General features: G+C 57.6%; 13 protein-coding genes. 5 read left to right on the top strand and 8 right to left on the bottom strand.

The window, feature by feature from the left end; all coding sequences use genetic code 11:
• Nucleotides 1–8: 8 nt before the first annotated feature.
• From F1C16_RS01850 to F1C16_RS01820, 7 genes are all read right to left on the bottom strand, one after another.
• Nucleotides 9–2009 carry a peptidylprolyl isomerase gene (locus tag F1C16_RS01850; RefSeq protein WP_185282693.1) on the bottom strand — a complete coding sequence of 667 codons (2001 nt, stop codon included), beginning with the start codon at nucleotides 2007–2009 and terminating at the stop codon, nucleotides 9–11.
• A 63-nt stretch (nucleotides 2010–2072) separates the two neighbouring features.
• Entirely contained in the window at nucleotides 2073–3146 is a 1074-nt protein-coding gene (locus F1C16_RS01845; RefSeq protein ID WP_185282692.1) for an MJ1255/VC2487 family glycosyltransferase, read from the bottom strand.
• A 185-nt stretch (nucleotides 3147–3331) separates the two neighbouring features.
• Nucleotides 3332–4246, bottom strand: coding sequence for a hypothetical protein (locus tag F1C16_RS01840; RefSeq protein ID WP_185282691.1), 915 nt, complete (start codon nucleotides 4244–4246; stop codon nucleotides 3332–3334).
• 165 nt (nucleotides 4247–4411) lie between these two features.
• Nucleotides 4412–4999, bottom strand: a complete 588-nt coding sequence (locus F1C16_RS01835; protein WP_185282690.1) for a DUF4136 domain-containing protein — start codon at nucleotides 4997–4999, stop codon at nucleotides 4412–4414.
• A gap of 109 nt (nucleotides 5000–5108) precedes the next feature.
• Nucleotides 5109–6986 (bottom strand): ABC transporter ATP-binding protein, encoded by a 1878-nt coding sequence (locus F1C16_RS01830; RefSeq protein ID WP_185282689.1) that lies wholly within the window; start codon nucleotides 6984–6986, stop codon nucleotides 5109–5111.
• A gap of 403 nt (nucleotides 6987–7389) precedes the next feature.
• Nucleotides 7390–8928: a M56 family metallopeptidase gene (locus F1C16_RS01825; protein ID WP_185282688.1), complete on the bottom strand. Its 1539-nt coding sequence runs from the start codon at nucleotides 8926–8928 to the stop codon at nucleotides 7390–7392.
• A 32-nt stretch (nucleotides 8929–8960) separates the two neighbouring features.
• Nucleotides 8961–9332, bottom strand: coding sequence for a BlaI/MecI/CopY family transcriptional regulator (locus tag F1C16_RS01820; protein ID WP_185282687.1), 372 nt, complete (start codon nucleotides 9330–9332; stop codon nucleotides 8961–8963).
• A gap of 619 nt (nucleotides 9333–9951) precedes the next feature.
• Between F1C16_RS01820 and F1C16_RS01815 the strand changes: the two genes are divergently transcribed.
• Nucleotides 9952–13263 carry an SGNH/GDSL hydrolase family protein gene (locus tag F1C16_RS01815; protein WP_185282686.1) on the top strand — a complete coding sequence of 1104 codons (3312 nt, stop codon included), beginning with the start codon at nucleotides 9952–9954 and terminating at the stop codon, nucleotides 13261–13263.
• A 166-nt stretch (nucleotides 13264–13429) separates the two neighbouring features.
• Nucleotides 13430–14620 carry an MFS transporter gene (locus tag F1C16_RS01810; protein WP_185282685.1) on the top strand — a complete coding sequence of 397 codons (1191 nt, stop codon included), beginning with the start codon at nucleotides 13430–13432 and terminating at the stop codon, nucleotides 14618–14620.
• A gap of 73 nt (nucleotides 14621–14693) precedes the next feature.
• Here F1C16_RS01810 and F1C16_RS01805 read toward each other — a convergent pair whose 3' ends face one another.
• Nucleotides 14694–15752 carry a glycoside hydrolase family 43 protein gene (locus F1C16_RS01805; protein ID WP_185282684.1) on the bottom strand — a complete coding sequence of 353 codons (1059 nt, stop codon included), beginning with the start codon at nucleotides 15750–15752 and terminating at the stop codon, nucleotides 14694–14696.
• Between the two features lie 309 nt (nucleotides 15753–16061).
• Between F1C16_RS01805 and F1C16_RS01800 the strand changes: the two genes are divergently transcribed.
• The 3 genes from F1C16_RS01800 to F1C16_RS01790 all read left to right on the top strand — a co-directional run bounded on the left by F1C16_RS01800 (nucleotide 16062) and on the right by F1C16_RS01790 (nucleotide 20391).
• Complete coding sequence (locus F1C16_RS01800) at nucleotides 16062–18116, top strand: DUF3857 domain-containing protein (RefSeq protein WP_185282683.1); 2055 nt, start codon at nucleotides 16062–16064, stop codon at nucleotides 18114–18116.
• A gap of 240 nt (nucleotides 18117–18356) precedes the next feature.
• Nucleotides 18357–20213, top strand: coding sequence for a DUF3857 domain-containing protein (locus F1C16_RS01795; protein ID WP_185282682.1), 1857 nt, complete (start codon nucleotides 18357–18359; stop codon nucleotides 20211–20213).
• Complete coding sequence (locus F1C16_RS01790; RefSeq protein ID WP_258048990.1) at nucleotides 20107–20391, top strand: DUF3858 domain-containing protein; 285 nt, start codon at nucleotides 20107–20109, stop codon at nucleotides 20389–20391. The genes F1C16_RS01795 and F1C16_RS01790 overlap by 107 nt, the downstream gene beginning before the upstream one ends.
• Nucleotide 20392 lies beyond the last annotated feature (1 nt).

The raw sequence follows: 20392 nt of genomic DNA, 5'->3' as shown, positions 1-20392 counted from the left end.
CACCACAACTACCGCACTAGCTCTACCCGCTCTATCGTGTCGCCGATTTCCAGGCGCTGCACTACGTCCATGCCCGCTACTATCCGTGCGAAAATGGTGTAGCGGCCATCGAGGTGTGGAGTGGGTGCGTGGGTAATAAACCACTGGCAGCTCTCGGTGTCTTTGCCGGCTGAGGCCAGACCTACGGCCCCCGCGCCGTAGCGCAGATTGGCCAACTCAGAGCGCAGATTATAGTCGGTGCTACCCCAGCCGTCGCCACGCGGGCAGCCTCCCTGGGCCACGAAGTTGGGCACTACCCGGTGGAAGTTCTTACCGTCGTAAAAGCCCTGCCGAATTAGCTCCACAAAGCTCGCCACGGAGCCAGGCGCATCTTCTACCAGCAATTGCAACGTGATAACGCCCTTGCCGGTGCGCACTACCACGCGCTGGTTGGCCGGAATGGCAGACACCGCCGCCCAGTTAATGGGATGTGACGCTGCCACTGCCACGGGCGTAGGAGTAGCTGGTTTCTTCTGCAAAAAATCCAGCGTCTGCTGCACCGACTGCCACGCCTCCAGGTCGCGAGGTAGGACGAGCTTTGCCTGAGCTTTTTGCAGAAAAGTGGCATCGGGCAACAGCTGGCGGAGGTTCAGCTTGGGGTCACGTAGGGCTTCGGCGGCAATGCCGAGCAGCGCTACGTCGCCGGTTTCTGCGGCTTGCCGTAGCGCCAGCGCAAACGAAGCATGTTGTACTGCCGGGAAATCGGGCTGATGCCGCATGGCTACCAGCGCCTCTAGCCCATAGGTACGCACCACCAATTGCTGCGCCGGGGCAAACGTGGCCTGCCGCACAAATTCATACGCCGCCGGGTCTTCGCCCAGCGCTTTCAGCAAATACCCTTTCTCGTAGGGACTTGCCGCAGCGGCGTAGCGCTCTTGCACGGCCTGCCGGATAGCGGCCTGCTCCTTGGAGCGCTGATTCAGGGCTGCGGCAAGTAGCGTGGCCCGCACCCGCCACTGCGTCAGTTTATTGGCTTTTTCCAGAAACAGCGTGCCCAACTCCTGGGTGGCATGGGCCAGGAAAAACTCGGCTGCTGTAACGGCTACTTGGTCGTTTACGTCCGTTAGGGCCGCCCAAGCAGCTTCTTTCACTTGCACGTACATAGCAGCATTCATCGCACGCAAGGCGCTTACCCGCACCCGATAGTCGGGGTCGCGGCGGGCCAGGGTACCCAGCAGGGCAGGCACCGCGGGGGCGTGGCTAGCCTTGCCCAGTGCCAGTGCGACGGCTCCGCGCACAGCATAGTTTGGGTCAGTTTGGGCGGCAGTGGCCAGCGGGGTAGCATAGGGCGTCAGGTCGAGAGCACGGGTGCGGGCCAGGGCATTTGCCGCAGCCAGGCGGGCACCGTAGGGGTTGTTTGTACCCAGCAATTGTACTAGTTGGGCTACGGCGGGCTCTGAGGTGATACCGCGCAAAGCGGCGCGATACAGCCCCCAGCTTTGCCCGGCGAGGGCAGCCGTATCGGTAGTCAGTGAAGCGGGTAGGCGCACCAACGCCGGGAGACCAGCACGGGTAGTGCATTTGCCTAACGCCTCCAACACCTCAGCCCGCACTGTAGAGTTGGTTTCAGCGGTTAATTGCTGACGTAGTGCTGCTTCGGCTGTGCTGTCGGCTGTCTGACCCAACGCATAGGCCACAGCGCGCCGCACCGCTGCTTCTTGGTCGTTGAGGTGAGCGTTTAGCGCACTTGTGGCGGCTTTGTCCTGCACCGAAGCAAAAGCCAGCGCGGCCTGCTCGCGGTAGCGCGGCTCTGAGCTCAGCAGGTAATTCAGCAGTGCAGGCGTTCGGCGCTCATCCTGTAAGGTAGCAATTCGGCGCAGGGTAGTATCAGCCGCAAACTTGTTGGGAGCCGACGCAATGGCCGGCATAGTTGCTGCGGGTTGCGTGGTAGAGCAGGCGCAAGCGCAGCCAAGCAAGGCAAACGCAATGGTCAACCGCAGACGAGTAAAAGCAGGGGTGTATAAAGGCATATTTGCCTCTAAAATAGACAAAATGCCCTACGCACCTGCTGTCCCGAGTAGGTTTACGTGCGGCTACTCGGGCTGCCCGTTCGCGACTGTAGCCACCAGCTGCTGCCCGAGCGCAGCAAACAATACGTTGTTGCCATCCTGCTGATAACCGCTCAGCTTTTCCGCAAACTCATCTAGCTCGTACAAGAAGGCGCGTACACTGTCGGCGGTGAGGGTAGTGAAGTGGCGGCCGTATCCCAGCTTTTCCACTTCAGCCGCATTCAAAAACTGCTCGAACTGCGCCGGAATGGGCACCGCGCAAATGGGCTTATGCAGGTACACTGCCTCACTAATGAGCGAGAAGCCGCCGTTGGTAATCACGGCGCGGGCGCTGGCGAGGTCGTCGATAAAGCCTTGCTCGCTGAAAGCCCGCAAGTGCACGTTGCCGTGGTTTTCCTCTTTATTGAAGCCATACACCCGAAACTCCTGCCCTGGCAGCGCTTGCAGCAACGGCACCAAGTTGGTTTGGGTGGTAGCCGACTGGTACACCAGCACGTGCTGACCACGGGTAGGCTGCGCGGCTAGAATCTCGGGGCGGATAATGGGCGGCACCAGCGTGGTATTGGGCTTCAGAAGCGGCAGCTCGAAGAAGGTAGTAACGAGGTAGTGCCGACTGCGGGGCAGTTTGGCCCGCACAATCTGCCGGGCCAGTTGCAGGTGTTCGCGCTCGGTGGGCGGCACAGCAATGTCCAACGCGGCGCGACTGATTATCTGCATGTTGTCGATGCTGATAAGGGGTAGGCGCTTCCAGCGAGCAAAGAAGTAGCTAAACGACTCGAAATCGGAAATGACCAAGTCTGGCGCAAACGCGCCCAGCAGCTCGCGGTACCGGGCAAAGTTGACGCGCAGATTCTCGGGGGCCGTGCGCAGCGTGAGTGCCACCGTACGCATGCGCGACACTGTCACGTCTTTATACGCCAGGTGAAAGCCCTTGATTTCATGAACTCGCCCCGGAAAGTTGCGGGCCAGCATCTGGTAGGCGCGGCTGCTGCTCACTACTTGCACCTCATGCCCCTGATCCAATAGCCAGCCAATCACTACTTTACTACGGGTAGCGTGCCCCAGCCCTTCGCCGGGCACACCGTACAGAATCTTCATGCTAAGTGGTGAAGTGGTGAGATGGTGAAGTGTGAGTAATGAATAGTAGCCAAACCGTGTGTCATCCTGAGCTTGCGAAGGACCTTCTCACGGTAGAACGACCACCGTACCAACGACTCGTTCAACTGGTAGAAGGTCCTTCGCAAGCTCAGGATGACACACGGTTTGGCTACTCACCACCTCACCTACCGGGTAGGCACGCGAAATTGCAAGCCTAGGCTGGGCACGATGGTGAGGCCTTTGAGCGACGTAGAAGCGTTGTTGAGTAGCGCGAACGTGCCGTAGTTCTGGTAGAAAATAGACAGCGAGGGAATGATATAAGCGTAGCGGTAACCGATTTTGACGTTGGCGAAAGCACCAAACGACGAGAAGTTCTGCTTGCTGAGCGGCAGGTCCGGGATGCGCTGGTTGGTACCCTGGTAGAAGATATTGCCGGGCTGGAAGCGGTAGCTTAGGAATGTATGCGCGTACACCACACCGTAGGAGAAAGCGCCTTTCTCTTCTTCCGGCCCAAACGATTTGCTGAACACCAGCGGCACCAGCAAGTCGTGGCGGGAGGCACGGAATCCTACTGCATCGGTGATGTTGTCAAGGAAGGCGAAGTTGGGCAGCTTGGCTCGTTGCGTGGCGTATTGCAGGCCAATGCTGGCGTAGGTGTCGCCGCCCCTACCCTGCGGGTGCTCCACGGAGCCGACAGGCCCCAAGAACTGGTACATGGCATCGAACACGTGCGAGCCAAACGCATACTTGTAGCCTACGTCGAGGCGGTCGAGCACGCCGTAGCGCAGGTAGAGGTCGGCGGTGGGCTGCACGGGGTCCAGCACGTAGGCCAGGGCCGCCGCTTGTAAGTCGGTGACGGTTTGGCTGTACCGCACAGTATCCGCACGGGCAGCGCTTTCAGCGGCCGATTTCAGGGCCGAGCCGGCTTTGCCCAGCGTGGCGGTAGGCACGTTGAAGGCCGCGTTGCCGCCTACCCGGAATTCCCCCCGCGGTGTCACCTTGCCCGTGCTGACGATGGTGCGTGGCGCCACGCAGGAGGTAGCGGCTAGCAGCGCCGCAACGGCCACCCAGGAAAAAATACGACGAAATGGAGTATGCATAGAGGCAAAAAGAACAGATACAAACCGACAAAGAAACGGGTTATTGGCCCTTCGCCAAAACCAAGCCGAATGCTGTGCCTGTTTTCACCTCACCAAGCGAACTATAGCAACGCAACCGGCCCGGCGCAGGACTGCACCGGGCCGGTTTGTTGGCCTGTAGCAACGTTAGTTGCCGCCCCCTACGTAGCCTTCCGTGAAGACGCGATACTGATCGAAAATAGAACGTACGGAGCGGCGCAGCACGATTTCACCGCGTGGACCGTTGGGCACCGTCACGCCGGAAGCATAGCCGTTCCAGACGGCGCGGTTGGTGTGGTTGTCGATGAGCGTCACGAGCAGGGTACCCTCAGAGAGCAGCATACGCATGGGCTTGTAGCCGCGCTTATACTCATCAGGCGTTTCATCGTCCTCTACCACGCCCATCTTCACCCAACGCTCTAGGTCTTCCTGCATATAGCCCCGAAAGCGCATATCACCCTCGAACACCTGGAAGTTGATGAGCAGATCGGGGCGAGTAGTGGCGGGGCGGTAGCCCTGGGCACGCAAGCGGTTGCGCACGGCATCGCGCAGGGCCTCGCCTAGCCGGCTGGAATCGGAAGCTAGTCCCTGCCCCCGCATAAACTCGTAGGTGCGGTAGCGCTTAAATGTGCCGCTATAGCTATAATCTGATTCAATGCGGGCCTCACGCGTGGCGAAACAGCCAGTCAAACTCAACAGCAACAGCCCCACAAGCAGGGTAAAGGTAGGCTTCATACGGATGGATTGTAGTGAGAAAGGTTATGCCTAAGATACGCAATAATCTTCCTTACAGCTCTCACAGTCAGCCACAAAACCGTAAAAAATTTTGCACTTGCACCCGTTGTTATCGGTAACCCGCCGCTTGTAGCTGAAACAGCTCGGCGTAGCGCCCACCGCGCGCCAATAACTCTTGGTGTGAACCGATTTCGATGAATTTGCCCTGCTCAATCACCAGAATGCGGTCGGCCATGCGCACGGTGCTGAAGCGGTGCGAGATGAGCACGGCGGTTTTGCCCTGCGTTAGCTCATTGAAGCGCTGAAACACTTCGTACTCGGCGCGGGCATCGAGGGCGGCGGTAGGCTCGTCCAGAATTAGCAGTTGGGCATCGCGCATGTAGGCGCGGCCCAGGGCAATTTTCTGCCACTCGCCCCCGCTCAGGTCTACCCCACCGGCAAAGCGGCGGCCAATGATTTGGTCGTAGCCCTGGGGCAGCTTTTTCACCACCGAGTCGGCCAGGCTTTGCGCGGCGGCGGACTGGATGCGGGCCGTGTTTTCCTTTTCCTCGATGCGGCCTACGGCCAGGTTTTGACCTGCTGAGAGTTGGAAGCGCACGAAATCCTGAAAAATCACGCCGATTTCCTGGCGCAACTCCTGCGGATCGTACTCGCGCAGGTCGTAGCCATCGAGCAAGATGCGGCCTTCGGTGGGGTCGTAGAGGCGGGAGAGCAGCTTGACGAGGGTGGTTTTGCCGGAGCCGTTTTCGCCTACCAGCGCCAGCTTTTCGCCGGCGTGCAAGGTGAAGCTGAGGTTGCGCAAGGCCCATTTTTCGGCGTTGCGGTACTTGAAACCCACGTTCTCAAACTCGAACCCTACCCGGATAGGCCGCGGAAATGGCCGCACTGGTCGGGTTTCGTCGCGCACAATGCGGGGCTGTAGGTGGAAGAAATCGAAGAAGTCCTGCAAGTACAGCGCACCTTCCGCCACCGAGCTAAACCGGCTCAGAATGCCTTCCAGCAAGCCCCGCATCCGAGCGAAAGAACCCGCCAGAAACGTGAGCTGACCAATAGATACTGCCCCGCGCACAGCCTGCGCAATAATGTAGACGTAGGCCGCGTAGTAGCCAGCCGCCCCTACCGCCGCGAAGAACGTACCCCAGCCGGCCCGGCGCACCACGAGGCTTTTATTCTTCTCATAGAACTCGTCGGAAAGCTGACGGAAGCGGTCCGTGAGGAAGCCGGCTAGGCCGAAAATCTTTACTTCCTTGGCGGTTTCGTCAGAGGCACCAGTCACGCGCAGGTAGTCCAGCTCGCGGCGCTCAGGCGTCCAGCCGTGCACCAGCGAGTAGCTGCGCTCGTTGAAGTGCGACTCGCCCAAAAATGCTGGCACCACGGCCACCAGCAGCAGCAAGAGCAGCCACGGGTTGAATGCAGCCAGGCCCACGGCCAGAAAACCCATCGTAATGAAATCCTGGGCCTGCGACAGCACCTGCGACATGAGCACCGTGCGCGAGAGCGTCTGGCGGCGCGCCCGCTCCAGCTTGTCGTAGAAGGCGCTATCCTCGAACTGGTCCAGGTCGAGGCGGGCAGCGTGCTCCATGAGGCGGATAGACGACTGGTTGGCGAACAAATCGCCCAGCAACGAGTCGAGCAAGGCCACGCCCCTACCCAGCGCATCGGATAAGATGGCCAAACCAAACTCCAGTGCCAGCAGCGTAAGCACTGGCGAGAGCGTGCGCTCGGCGGCGGGTAGGCGGCTCAGCGCCACTACCTCATCCAGAATAAGCTGGCCCACATAAAGAATAGCTACGGGTAGGGCTGCCCGCAGCAGACGCAACACAATATTAGCAAGGGTGAGGGCAGGGCTGGTTTGCCAGACCAGCTTTAAAAATTCCGGTAAGTTGCCCAGCGCCGAGAATCGCTCCCGTACCGTGAGAGCCGGTTTTCCGTCCTGGCGAGGGCGCTTGGCGGAAACCGCGTGCAGTGAATCGAAAATTGAAGCCATTGGTAGCCATACGACACAATTCGCTCCAACTAGGTTCGCTGGAAGCAGGGTAGCCGTTTTGGCAGGTTTTACTGCTTGCAGTGTGGTGAGCTAACAGTGGAGCTCGACGAGCAAGCGCAAACCACTCGCTTCTACTGTTGTGCTGCTACGCTAATCTTCTTCGACAACCACAGGGTAGGTAGGGTGTCAATAGGCGTTTGCAACTCTTCCGCGCTTGATGGGTAAATAAGTCGATCCGGTACGTGTGTTGTTCCGGATGCTGCGTATGCTCCCGATTGTACCCCTTCAAGAAGTTCGCAATGTCTGTGCGTTGGTAAGCATTCAGCTCATTTCCACGCAGCCGTTTTCCGGTGCTCTTATGGTGTTCATGCAGCTAAACGCCAAACCACTTCTGGTTGTGTTTTCACGCAGCCCATTGCTTCTCGGTTGGCGTGCGTAGGGGCATATGTGTAAACCTACCTACTACCACCCGTTTCCTCTCCTCGTCCGTTAGCGCCGAGTAGTATTTGTAAACTTTACTGGAATCCGCTTTAAATGTTGGCTTGTCGTACACCGGCACATCACCATACTGTTGCAATACTTCTTGAACAGCGGATTGTGGCTTCGGCTGTTGCTTTTTTGGCTGATTCTGCTTTCTCGGCTTATCTCGCATCAACACCATAAACGGCGATTCCTCGTGTTCTCTCACCTCTTCCGCATATCCTTTTTCAGTGGTTAAATCCATTTGATACAAATACCCTTCTGGCTGCCGGGCATTTTTATGGACATAGCTTCCTAAAAACGCTACGATATCGGTGCGCTTGTAAGCGTTCAGCGCCTTCCCGCGTACCCGTTTGCCATCTACCCAAATGCCGAACTTATGCGGGTTATGCCAGTCGGCCCATTGTGCTTCAGTAGGTGTGCGGCGGGGTGAAATAGGAGCTACCCATACCCATTTTCTTTCCTCGGGTGTTAGGTCTGCGTACTTTTTCTGCTGGTTATTAGGCAGCATCACCAGCTTGTCGCCGTAGCGTTGCAGAAGCGTATCCGCTTTTGCTAAGGTAGCCGGGCGCTGGATTTTGGCTGGTGCGCTGCTAGTAGTTTCTGGTCGGGCCTCTTGCGCCGCCGTGGTGCTAAACAGGAACACAGAAGTTCCTACCAACAAACCGCTGAAAGAACCTGCCAGCCACACGGTGCGCCGGGACGTGTGTTTCGTCATCATAAGTAGTCGTTGTTTGGTGGTTTGAAATGTGAGTGTACTCGCTAACAGAGGCAGTGGCGTGGGTGTGAGCTTGCTCAGCAGTAGCTGCTGGTACTGCAGCACGTTGTGGTGACTGCTGTTTACGGCCTCATCGGCCAGAAACTCGTGGTTGAGCTGCATGGCTCGCCTACACCAGTAAAGCAGCGGGTTGAACCAAGCCAGGCACAGCAGCCACTCTATTAGTAGTACATCGAGCGAATGCCGCTGCCGGATGTGGGTTAGCTCGTGAGTGAATAGCTCCTCCTCAATCTCGCCCCGCTGGTAGGCCGTTTCGGGCACAAACAGGTAGTGCAGAAAGGTGTAGGGCACGCTGCCCGTAGGCAACCGAACCAGCGTAGCACGGCGAAATGCTTCTTTCGGGTGGTCTGTAATTTGGCGGGCTAGACGGTACAAATTGCGGCCGAAACGCCCCATCAGCACCGCCGTAACGATACAGTAGAGTAATAGCCAATAAGGTGGCGTAGCGGCTTCCGGTGTAGATGGCGTCGGTGCAGCTGCCACGGACGGTGGCGCGGGCGGCAACTCCTGCACAAACACTGACTCCGGCGAAACAGTAGTTAGCACGGCCACGCTGGGTGCTACTTCCACTGAAAGCATGGGTACCACTGCCGAAACTAACAGGCTGCCCAGCAGATAGAAGCGCTTAAACGTGTTCAGTCGCTCATTCTCAAGAGCAATCTTGTAGAAGACAAATAAAAGCAACAAGCTTAGGCTGCTCTTGAGTAAGTACACCGTCATAGCTTCTTCTTTCTTAGTTGCTCTTCAATAATCTTTTGTAAGGATTCCAACTCCTCAGTCGATAAGTCGGCTTGCGTGGTGAAGAAGGAGGCAAACTGCGCGGCCGAATTGTTAAAGAACTTCTTCACTAACCCGTTGACATGCGTAGCGAAGTAGGCTTGACGGGTTACGAGTGGATAATACTCGCGTGAGTTTCCGTACTCGCGGTAGGCTATAAGGCCTTTGTCAGTCATCCGTTTAAGCAGCGTGGCCACAGTGGTAGCAGCTGGTTTGGGGTCATCGTAAGCATCGAGTAGATCCTTCATGAAGGCCCGTTCCCGACTCCACAAATGATGCATAAGGGTTTCTTCAGTAGCAGAGAGCTTCATTCTACGTTTATAGATTATGTTCTACAATTGTAGAAATAAAACACTTCAAAAACAAGCTATCCTCTATAGTTATTATTGCTAGCCAATATGTTATCTACATTCACCACACACCACGCTACGACTTAAAATCTGCTTGATTTAAGCTACGTAGCGGTAATGGCTCATCGTGCAGAGTGCAGAACACAGAACCAAAAGCCTACCCCAAGACAAGCGTAATGGTCAGGAGTCCAGCTTGAATCTGTCGTGCCCGCACTGGAATGAAGTGCTTGGCTTATTAACAAGCTGCTCACAGTTCATAGCGCCCTACAACTAGGCTTCTCCTCTCTTCTGCGTCAGTTTTCGGATGCGTTACCGACTCCTCTGTCTAAGTTTTGGCCTCAACATACGCCTGCTACCCATGCTAATGACTTGATACAGAAATCGAACCGTGCACTAGTAAAACATAAAAAACTTCGCGTAGATCAGCTGTAGGGTGCAACGCGCTGTACCTACAATCGTCTGTACCAAGAGAGGAAGGCACGGCCCTACCCTGATATCTTACGGCAAACACACCTGCTGTGAATAGTGCCTACCTTCTCTTTTCTACCCGACCTATTTCTACTCCTAAAATCCCACTTCCATGAAAAAACCGTGTACTCTATTTGCCTTCTTTGCGCTGCTATTGGCTGGCTTAGTCGCGCAGGCTCAAACAACGACAGCAGTACAGTCTGTACTCATTGACTTTGGCATAAACGATGGCACCAACGGCAACAGCACGCCCAGCCCCGATGCCAACGGCAGCTACTGGAACAACATCCTCAACAACACGAGTGACGCGTTTTCCCTAATCGACAAGACGAACGCCGCCACGAGTATCAAGCTAAACGTGGGGCCTAACTTTCTCACCAACGGCATTCTGAACGGTGGCTTGCTGACGCCGGATGCCGCGCTACTGGGACAATACGCCGTGGCTACTGCCACCCAGGACTACTTTTTCGTGCAGGGCACTGGAGCTACCTCTACGGCTACCATTCGCCTGAGCGGATTGGACCCTGCCAAGCGCTACGTATTTCACGTGTTTGGCAGTCGCCAGGTTACTACCGAGCGACGCGTGTCGCGCTACACCTTCACGGGCGCTACCACCAACACCATCACGCAGACCACTTCGGGTGCCGATGTGGGGGCGAATGGCTACCCCGGCAACAACAACACCATCACCAGCTCCGATACGCTGGCCGCGAATAGTAACGGCATTATCGAGCTGACGCTGAGCAAGTCTGCCGGCTCTTTTGCCTACCTCAACCTGATGCGGGTAGACATTGTGCCGGCCCGCGCCACGCCTCCAACACCGCCTGCCACAGCTAACACCTCGTTCTACTTCGACTTTGGGGTAGACGACGGCACTAATGGCAACCCTACGCCTGGTCCCGATACCAACGGCAACTATTGGAACAACATCCTCAACATCACCAGCGCCGCCGACACGTTTCGTTTGGTGGACAAAGCCAACCGGGCAACGAGCGTGAAGCTTGCTGTAGGCAAAAACTTCCTGACCAACGGCATCAATACAGGCGGCTTGCTGGCGCCGGACGCCGCGCTGCTAGGGCCGTATGCGGTGGCTACCGCCACCCAGGATTACTTCTACGTGGAGGGTACGGGTAGCACTGCCACTGGCAGACTGCGCCTGAGCGGGCTGGACCGCACCAAGCGCTATGTGTTTCACGTGTTCGGCAGCCGGCAGATTGCCACCGAGCGGCGCGTGTCGCGCTATACTTTCACGGGTGCTACTACCAGCACCTTCACGCAGACCACCTCGGGCGCGAATGTGGGAGCCAATGGCTACCCCGGCAACAACAACACTATCAGCGACTCCGATACGCTATCTGCGGATGCCAATGGCATGATTGAGCTGACGCTGAGCAAAGAGGCTGGTTCGTTCGCCTACCTCAACCTGATGCGTGTGGATGTGGTGCCAGACCGCAACCCCGTAACGGGCAATATCGCCTTCCAGAATTCTGGCTTCGAGCTGGGCAATTTCACCAACTGGACCACCACAGCGCGTGGTACTGACGCTACTACTACCATCAGCACGGCTACTAAGCACGCGGGCAGCTACGCCGCCCAACTATCGGGTGGTAGCTTGGCGCTGGAACAGCAAATTACTTATGTACCCACCATCGGCACCACGGCCCAGAAGCTGAGCGGCTGGTTTTATAATCCGGCCACGGCGGGCCTGCAAGGTAGCCAGGCGGTGCACCTGGAGCTACTGTATTACAACAGCAGCAACGTGCTGCTGGGGCAGTTCCGCTCCGACTCGTTGGTAGCTTCTTCACCTGCTGGCACCTGGACGCAGCTGCAAACCACCGCCACCATTCCCACAGGCACAGCCTATGTGAAAGGAGCCGCTGTGTGGCGCAATCCGGACGGTGCCACGGGCAGCGCTTACTTCGACGACCTGCTGCTGGAGCCCTACACTGTGCCGATACCGCAGAACCCGTTGAAGATCGTGTACATGGGCTCGTCGGTACCCTACGGCACGGGCGCTACCAACAACTACGGCTATACGTCTATGTACTCCGACCTGCTAGCCCGCCGCGCCACGGCCGGCACAGGGCAGCCCTGGGTAACGGCCAATATTTCGGTACCCGGTAACAACACAGTAGCCGTACTCAACCGCTACGCCGCCGACCTGCTACCCCAGCACGGCAAATACGTGGTATATGCGCTGGCATTGGGCAATGAAGGCATCCTCACCGGCGGGCAGCCCATCTTCGATCAGTTCCGCGCTAATATGACGCAGCTCATCAGACAAGCGCGGGCCGATGGCATGGTGCCCATCGTGACGAACTCCTACACCCGCTCCGACTACACGGCCGAGGCTTATGCCTTCGTTCGGCAGATGAACCTGCTGATTCACGGCTGGAACGTGCCGAGCGTGAACCTGCTGGGGGCTGTAGACGATGGACAAGGCCGCTGGGCCACGGGTTACCGGTCCGATGACCTACATCCCAATGGCTTAGGACACGCCGAAATGGCGCATACCCTGGTGCCGTCGCTCTTCGATGCCCTGCACGCGGGCAAGCCCCTACCCTCCCGCCGCCCCGGTACGGGCACGGGTATCACGCTGGTAAAAACGGTAGGGCAGCCTACCTCGGTTGTTCGCTTTGTGCCCGAGGATGTGGTGCACCCCTTCACGCAAGCCCTCCGCTTCAAGACCAACGGCGCGGGTCAGCTGGTCGAAATCCGCGACAGCGCTGGTATTGCAGCCGGTACTATCCGCATCAGCACCGATGGCAAGCTGCTCTACACGTCGGCCAAAGGCCCGACCATTACGGGCACGGTGCCGGTAGCTAATAACCGTTGGCATAAGCTGGTGCTCACGCACTACTACGCCCGCGGCACCACCATGCTCTATGTGGATAGCGTGCGGGAGGGCAGCGTGGCCGAGCGCCTGCGTCCTACCCAATTCGAGGTAGGTGGCACAGCCGCTCCAACCAAGTTGCAGCTGCGCGACTGGCTGTTCTACCGCTCGGGTATGAATCAGGACGAGGTACTGGCTATGGCCGCCGACTCGCTGCTCAAGTCAAGCCTGGAGCTGTATGCTCCACTCGATGGCCGCACCACAGCCGATTCGCTGGTTAATCTTGCTCAAAGCCTGAACACCCTAGCTCGCACTGCCGGGTCGGTAACGCTAGGCACGCGTGAAAGCACTAGGGCGGCGCAAGTAGTCCTGTATCCTAATCCTACTACTGGGGATTTACGCCTGCTAGCCCCCTGGAACCTGGAAGGCACCGAGGTAAAACTATACGATACGATGGGCCGCCTTGTGCTCCGCACGAAAGTAACGGGCGGCAAGCTCAATATCGGAGCCCTAAAATCCGGGGTGTACTCCCTGGTGTTTGAAACGGCCGACGGGCTGGTGCATAAGCGCATCGTACGCCAGGGTAATTAGCCGTAACGGGTGTAAAACGGAATAAGGGAAGCAAATCTTTTGCTTCCCTTATTTTTTGTTAGACAATGTGTTATCCACTATTGCATCCTGCTCATCCACAAAACCCGCGCAATCCATTAAAATCCAAGCGAATCCGTGGTTCGGATTTTCCCGACCTTTGCGCGCTATGTCTGCTGCTCCCCCCACCCGCGTGTACACGGCCGGTTTCTGGCTGATGTGCCTGTCGTCGTTCCTATTCTTTGCCAGCTTCAACATGCTGCTGCCCGAGCTACCCGACTACCTCACCAGCCTGGGCGGCGCCGAGTACAAGGGCTACATCATTGCCATGTTCACGGTCACGGCGGGGTTGTCGCGGCCGTTTTCAGGCAAGCTGGCCGACACGGTGGGGCGCATTCCGGTGATGGTGTTTGGGTCGCTGGTGTGCTTTCTGTGCGGGTTTTTCTACCCCTGGACGGCCACAGTAGGCGGCTTCCTGCTGCTGCGGCTGCTACACGGCTTTAGCACGGGCTTCAAGCCTACCGGTACGGCGGCGTTTATTGGCGATATTATCCCGTTTGAGCGCCGGGGCGAAGCTATGGGTCTGCTGGGCGTGGCCAGCTCGATGGGCATGGCCGCCGGCCCCGCGCTGGGCGGCTTATTGGCCGAGCATTTCTCCCTGAACGTGCTGTTCTACTGTTCTTCCGGAACGGCGCTGCTTTCGCTTATCGTGCAGGGCACCATGACCGAAACCCTACCCCAGGCGCAACGCCAGAAGTTCAGCCTGAAGCTGCTGCGCCTGCGTTGGGACGAAGTTCTGGAGCCACGCGTGTTTCGACCAGCGCTGGCTACCCTGCTGTGCATGTTCCCGTACGGAGCCGTGCTCACGGTTATTCCCGACCAGAGCACCTACCTGGGCATCAGCAATAAAGGCTTGTTTTTCACCTTTTATACTGTGGCCTCGCTGGTCGTGCGGCTGGTGGCGGGCCGTGCCTCCGACCGCTATGGCCGAGTGCCGGTGCTACGCTTCTCTACTACCCTGCTGCTGGTGGCGTTGGTCGCGCTGGCCCTGGCGCCTTCGGTTCCGTTTCTGCTGGCCGCGGCTGTGCTGTATGGTTTCGCTACGGGCCTCAATTCCCCTACCCTCTATGCCTGGACCATTGACCTGAGCCCCGCCGAGCGGCGCGGCCGGGGCGTGGCTACCATGTACATTGCCTTGGAAGCCGGTATTGGCCTGGGCGCCCTGCTGGCCGGTTGGATTTTTGCCAACTCGCCCGCCCGCCTACCCTACGTGCATGGCCTGAGCGCCGCCGTTACGTTGGTGGCCTTGGTGTATCTGTGGGTAGGCGTGCGCCACCAACCAGCTTCGGAAGTCGCGTAGCCTATTACTACCGGTTTTTGTAACTCTTTGAAACAGAACTTCTGCCGCTGCCGGGGCCAGCATTTCCCACCCGTTACTTTTTCTTCCAGTAGCGCTCTAGCCGGTCGGCTTCTTTTGTCGTGAGGTGGATAACTGTGCCGTGCTTCGGCGACTTAAAATTGGTGGCTTTCATCACGCCCGTGTTGAAGTGCCCTATGTCGTTGAAGGTAGCGAAGTCGGTGGTTTGGCAGAAGCCGAAATTGTGCGGCTGGATGCTGAATACATCGTACATCAACACCCATTTTTCCTCCCCAATGCGCTTCCACACATTCGGCGCTTCGCAGGCACCCGGCTCGGCGTCTACCCACGCCGGGTTGTAGCGGTAGCCGCTGTGGATGCTGTCGGATAGCGCCATTTTGATGCCGCCTGGCTTTTCCTGTGCCACGTACATCAGACAAAAGCGTTTATCGGGAAGTTGGGTGATATCAGCATCCAGTATCTGTATCTCCGGGTTTGGGTATTCGAAGAGAATTTTCGGCGCCGACGTAAGCCGGGTAAATGCCGCATCGGTGTAGGCGTAGTAGAGCTTGGTACGTCCGTTGCCCAGGCGCATCGTGAAATACAGCATCATTTTGCCGGCGGCGGCATCGTAAATCGTTTCGGGTGCCCAGGCGCAACCAACGTCCTTCAACTCCGGGAAAGCCTCATCGAGGCGCACTACGTGGTGCGTCCAGTGGATGAGGTCCGTGGACCGGAGCAGCACCAGCCCCCGGTTGTTGCCCCACCCATACGCTTTTTCGTCGCGCTCCCATGTGGTAGCGCGGTAGCCCTTTTGTTTGGCAAATAGGTGCAAGTCGGTCATGGCCATGTAAAAGGCACCGTCGGGGCCGCGGTAAATGTGCGGGTCGCGGATGCCGCGCTGCTCGGCAATGGTGTCGCCAGCTATAATGGGCTGGCCCTTGTTGACGGCCGTGAACGTGTAGCCGTCGCGGCTGGTGGCCATAAACAGGCTGTGCGTGGGGTCGGTGAAGAAGACGAACAGGTAGGCGCCCATCTTCTTTTCGTTGGGTAGCGCCACTTGGCGCTGCGCTCCGGTAAGTCCTAGCAGCCCCAACAGCGCAACGGTTCCCAGTACCAGCCTATTCCAGTTCATTGCTTCTGCGGTTCTTGATTAGAAAATCACTCTGTAAAATCCTCACTATACAAGGCTGCTGATACTTTGTAAGCGCAAGCAGCTCCGGAGTTGATAGGTAAGCGAGCTAAGGTAAGTGAGGGGTGAGTAAGCTGACTGTCAGACCCGAAACGCAGCATGCGCACAAAGCGTCAGATAGGTACAAAAATTTGGCTAAATATCATCTATTCTTCATCTTTGATGTGGATAAGACATTCTACCCTTTTGGGTTGATTTAGACTATCACTATCAGTTCGTTGCTATTACGCGTCATTTTTACTTTTCCTGGTTATGCGTCGTTTTATACTCAACAGTAGCTTGCTGCTGGGGCTGCTGTGTAATTACCAGCCGGCGGCCGCTCAGAAAGCTTCGGCCCTGAAGCCCCCTATTTCCTTCGGCGACGTATCGGCCGCAGATTTTGGTCCTAACCCTACCCCTGTGGCTGCCGATAGCGCCGCCGAGGCCGAGGTACTGTGCGACTATGGACAGTCGCGTATTGTAGGAGCCACGGAGAAATTTCAGGTAGTGTTCGACCGTACGACGCGCATTCACATTCTGCGCAAAGCCGGCTACGAGTGGGCCACGGTGCGCGTGCCCCTCTATGTGGACGACGACCAGCGCGAGAAGCTCTCCAACCTGAAAGGCTTCACCTACAACATGGTAGGCGGCAAGGTAGAGAAAACCAAGCTGGACCCCGGTTCGGGTGTGTTCAGCGAGAAGATTGACAAAAACCACGTGCTCTATTCCTTCACCCTACCCAACGTGAAAGAAGGCTCAGTGGTGGAGTTCACCTATACCATCACCTCCGATTTCCTGTTCAACCTCCAGGACTGGCAGTTTCAACACCGCATTCCCACGCGCTGGAGCGAGTACCGCGTGGCACTGCCCTCTTTTTTCCGGTACAAAGAAATTACGCACGGCTACCTACCCTTTGCGGCCCAGGACCAGACGTGGGTGCCCTACAGCACCGGCTACCATCAGAATCAACAGACTGGCTACGGTTCCGTTAATACGGGTCCTACCCAAACGACCAGCATCAGCACGCAGGCGCTGGCCAAGCGCTGGGTGCTGCAAAACGCGCCGGCTTTCCGCGAGGAGCCTTTTATGGCGGCCGCCCAGGACTACATGCGCAGTGTGCATTTCGAGCTGGCCGGCTCCGACTTTACGGGCCACGATTTCCGCGACCTATCGCATACTTGGGAAAAAATTGGGGCGGCGCTGCTGGCCGATGAGCGGTTTGGCGCGGTGCTCAACCAGAATTCGCCGCTGACAACCGAGGCCAAAGCACTACGCACCCGCCTACCCGATGCCCGTGCCCGCGCCGAGGCCGTGCTGCGGCTAGTGCAGCAGCACGTGAAATACAACGGACAGGAACGGCTCTATACCTCGCAGCCTACCCGCAAAACCTACGAGCAGCACCAAGGCAACTCAGCCGACGTGAACCTGCTGCTGCTGCAAACGCTGCGCGCGGCCGATTTGACCGCTAGCCCCGTGCTGCTGAGCACGCGCAGCCACGGCCGCATCGTAACGGATATGCCCCTGCTCAGCCAATTCAACTACACCATTGCCCACGTGATGCTGCCCGATGGTGAGCTGCTATTAGACGCCACCGAGCCGCTGTTACCCATGGAGATGCTGCCGGAGCGCTGCCTCAACGAGCAGGGCCGCCTGCTGACCACCACCGGCGCCTGGGTACCGCTCACCAGCAACCGCAACTATCTGGAATACACCAAGGCCGATTTCAAGCTTGACGACACGGGAACGTTGCGCGGCACCATGCGCCAGGGATACAGCGGATACGCTGGCCTTGCGGCCCGGCAACAGGTGTTCAGCCAAGGCGAATCGAGCTACAAGACCCAACTGGGCCGCCGCTGGACCGACTGGCAGTTGACCACCCCGCCTACCCTGCTGGAGCTGGAAGACCCTAGCAAGGCCTTTGCTGTGGACTTAGCTATGACCCTGCCCGGCCCTGAAACGCCAGCCAATACGCTTTATCTACCACTAATGCAGGCAGTAGGACTAAACAACAATCCCTTCCGCCACGCCGACCGATTCTTTCCCGTCGATTTCAGCACCACCCGCGAGCTGACGCAAGTGGTGAGTCTGGCCCTGCCGGCCCGCTACACGGTGCAGGAAAAGCCCGCCGATTTACAGTTAGCCCTACCCGGCAACGCGGGCAAGTTTCTCTACCACGTGGCCCAGCCCACCCCCGACCGTCTGGAAATCACCTCGCGCTTGCAACTCACCAAGACCAGCTACAGCCCCGCCGAGTATGCGGCCCTGCGCGAGTTTTACAGCCGCGCCATTGCCAAGCACGCCGAAATGCTGGTGCTGCAACGTCAGTAAAAGAGATACGCCAGAACAATGTTCTGGCGCATACTTGCTTCTCGTCGGCCGCGCTGCGTGGCCGAAATCGTTCAACGACACCGTTCTATCAACAAGCACTAACGCAAACAGCCTTCTACCGCCGCCCTGCTTTCTACCCTACACCTTATCGCAACTATACAATTCCGCTGCCGCGCACTACCCTAGCGTGCAGCAGCGGCTCCTTGTGTCTTCATCAATTACTCCCTTCTCTACCTCACTATGCAAAAATTGCTACCCCGCTTATTCCTACTGGCGCTGGCCGGTGGGCTTACGTTCACTGCCCACGCCCAGACCGAGCCCATTAAGTTTGGCAAGCTGGACCCGAAGGATATGGACGAAAAAAGCTTCGTGGCCGATAGCGCCGCCGAGGCAGTGGTCCTCTGCGACTACGGCATGTCGCGCTTCATCGTAGCCAATGGTGAATTCAAAATCATGTTTGAGCGCGTGACGCGCATTAAAATCCTTAAGAAATCGGCCTACGACCGGGCTACGGTGGAAGTGCCACTCTACCACAAAGGCCAAAGCGAGGAGAAGTTGGGCAGCCTGCGCGGCTTCACCTATAATATGGTGAACGGCCAACTCACCAAGGAAAAACTGGCCAGCGAAAGCACCTTTCGGGAAGAAAAGTCAGCTAACGTGACCGTGCGCAAGTTTACGCTGCCCAATGTGCGCGTGGGCTCCGTGATTGAGTACGCCTATTCCGTTAGCTCCGATTTTCTATTTAACTTCCAGAATTGGCAGTTCCAGGAAAGTATTCCCGTGCGCTGGAGCGAGTACCGAGCCAGCATCCCGGAGTATTTCGACTACAAAATGCTGATGCAGGGCTACGAGCCGCTGGCTATCAGTGAGCACCCTACCGGCCAGGCGCAGTATATTCTTGGCAGCGGCGGCTCGTCTGATGGCAACCGTGTACGGCTCAGCACCGAAACAGTATCGGCCAGCGTGACCAACCACCGCTGGGTGATGAAGGATGTGCCAGCGTTCCGCGACGAGCCCTACATGACCACCTCGCGCGACTATGTGGCACGCATCGACTTTGAGCTAGCCGGTACTAAATGGCCCAACCAGGGGTATCACAGCGTAGCCAACACCTGGAATAAGATAAATGACGATCTGCTGATGGGGGAGGAATTTGGCGGCCAAGCCAAGCACGCCAGCTTTCTGAAAGACGAAATTGCCGCCCTCAAAGCCAAGCACGCCGGCGACCCAGCCGCCCTAACGGCCGCCGTGCGTCACCTAGTCCACCACTCGGTGAAGTACAACGACCTGGACCGCCTCTACGCCACCACTACTACCCGCCGCGCCTACGACCTGCACAGCGGCAGCGCCGCCGACGTGAACTTACTGCTGATTGGTGCGCTACGCGACGCCGGCCTCACGGCCAACCCCGTTATCTTGAGCACCCGCGACCATGGCCGCGTGAACACCATGTTTCCGCTGCTGTCGAAGTTTAACTATGTCATTGCCCACGTGGCCCTACCCGATAACAAGGAGATACTGGTAGATGCCACGGAAGAAGCTACGCCGTGCGGCACTCTACCTCGCCGCTGTCTGAACGGCGTGGGCAGGCTGCTACTTTCCAAAGCCGACGACTCACGCTGGGTGGACCTCACGCCTACCACCCGCTATGTGGAATACCGACAGGTACAGCTACAATTGGATGAAAAAGGTGGCTACACCGGTAAGGTACACCAAGAGTATGGTGGCTATCTGGGCGCACACCACCGCTCGCGGTTGCTAAAAATGGGCGAGAAAAAATTTATGGAGGAATTGGCGAAAGGTCATGAGGGCTGGGACATTCCTAAGTACGCCTTCAAAGCGACGGACGTCAACACCACACCGCTGGCCCTGGACTACGAGTTGACCAGCGCCGGCAATGAGCAGGTCGCTGATATCCTATATGTCAATCCGATGCGGCATTTTGCTGATAGCAAAAAACCCCTTTCCGCACGAAGACCGTCGGTTTCCGGTGGATTTTGGCGCGCTGACGGACGAAGTAAATCAGGTGACGCTGACCCTGCCGGCTGGCTATGTAGTGGAGGAGATGCCCAAACCGATAGTGGTGGAGCTGCCTGATAACGGCGGTCGGTTCCTCTACTCTATCTCGCCCGGCGAGAACTCCTTACAGATTATCTCCCGCCTGAATCTACGCAAAGCCGTGTACTCGGCCGAAGAATACGCGGCGTTGCGGGACTTCTACTCGCGCCTGATGGCTAAGCAGGCGGAGCAAATCGTGCTCAAGAAAAAATCGTAAG

It is taken from the genome of Hymenobacter sp. NBH84, assembly GCF_014217645.1.
In the GTDB taxonomy this organism is placed as follows: Bacteria; Bacteroidota; Bacteroidia; order Cytophagales; family Hymenobacteraceae; genus Hymenobacter; species Hymenobacter profundi.
Note: the sequence above shows the minus strand (reverse complement) of the source record. Positions and strands in the feature narration are given on the sequence as shown.

Bases quoted from the DNA above. Each gene is read 5' to 3' on its own strand.
- F1C16_RS01805 (WP_185282684.1), bottom strand. From the start codon at position 15,752: ATGAACTGGAATAGGCTGGTACTGGGAACCGTTGCGCTGTTGGGGCTG.
- F1C16_RS01850 (WP_185282693.1), bottom strand. From the start codon at position 2,009: ATGCCTTTATACACCCCTGCTTTTACTCGTCTGCGGTTGACCATTGCG.
- F1C16_RS01840 (WP_185282691.1), bottom strand. From the start codon at position 4,246: ATGCATACTCCATTTCGTCGTATTTTTTCCTGGGTGGCCGTTGCGGCG.
- F1C16_RS01810 (WP_185282685.1), top strand. From the start codon at position 13,430: ATGTCTGCTGCTCCCCCCACCCGCGTGTACACGGCCGGTTTCTGGCTG.
- F1C16_RS01835 (WP_185282690.1), bottom strand. From the start codon at position 4,999: ATGAAGCCTACCTTTACCCTGCTTGTGGGGCTGTTGCTGTTGAGTTTG.
- F1C16_RS01815 (WP_185282686.1), top strand. From the start codon at position 9,952: ATGAAAAAACCGTGTACTCTATTTGCCTTCTTTGCGCTGCTATTGGCT.
- F1C16_RS01800 (WP_185282683.1), top strand. From the start codon at position 16,062: ATGCGTCGTTTTATACTCAACAGTAGCTTGCTGCTGGGGCTGCTGTGT.
- F1C16_RS01795 (WP_185282682.1), top strand. From the start codon at position 18,357: ATGCAAAAATTGCTACCCCGCTTATTCCTACTGGCGCTGGCCGGTGGG.
- F1C16_RS01830 (WP_185282689.1), bottom strand. From the start codon at position 6,986: ATGGCTTCAATTTTCGATTCACTGCACGCGGTTTCCGCCAAGCGCCCT.
- F1C16_RS01845 (WP_185282692.1), bottom strand. From the start codon at position 3,146: ATGAAGATTCTGTACGGTGTGCCCGGCGAAGGGCTGGGGCACGCTACC.
- F1C16_RS01820 (WP_185282687.1), bottom strand. From the start codon at position 9,332: ATGAAGCTCTCTGCTACTGAAGAAACCCTTATGCATCATTTGTGGAGT.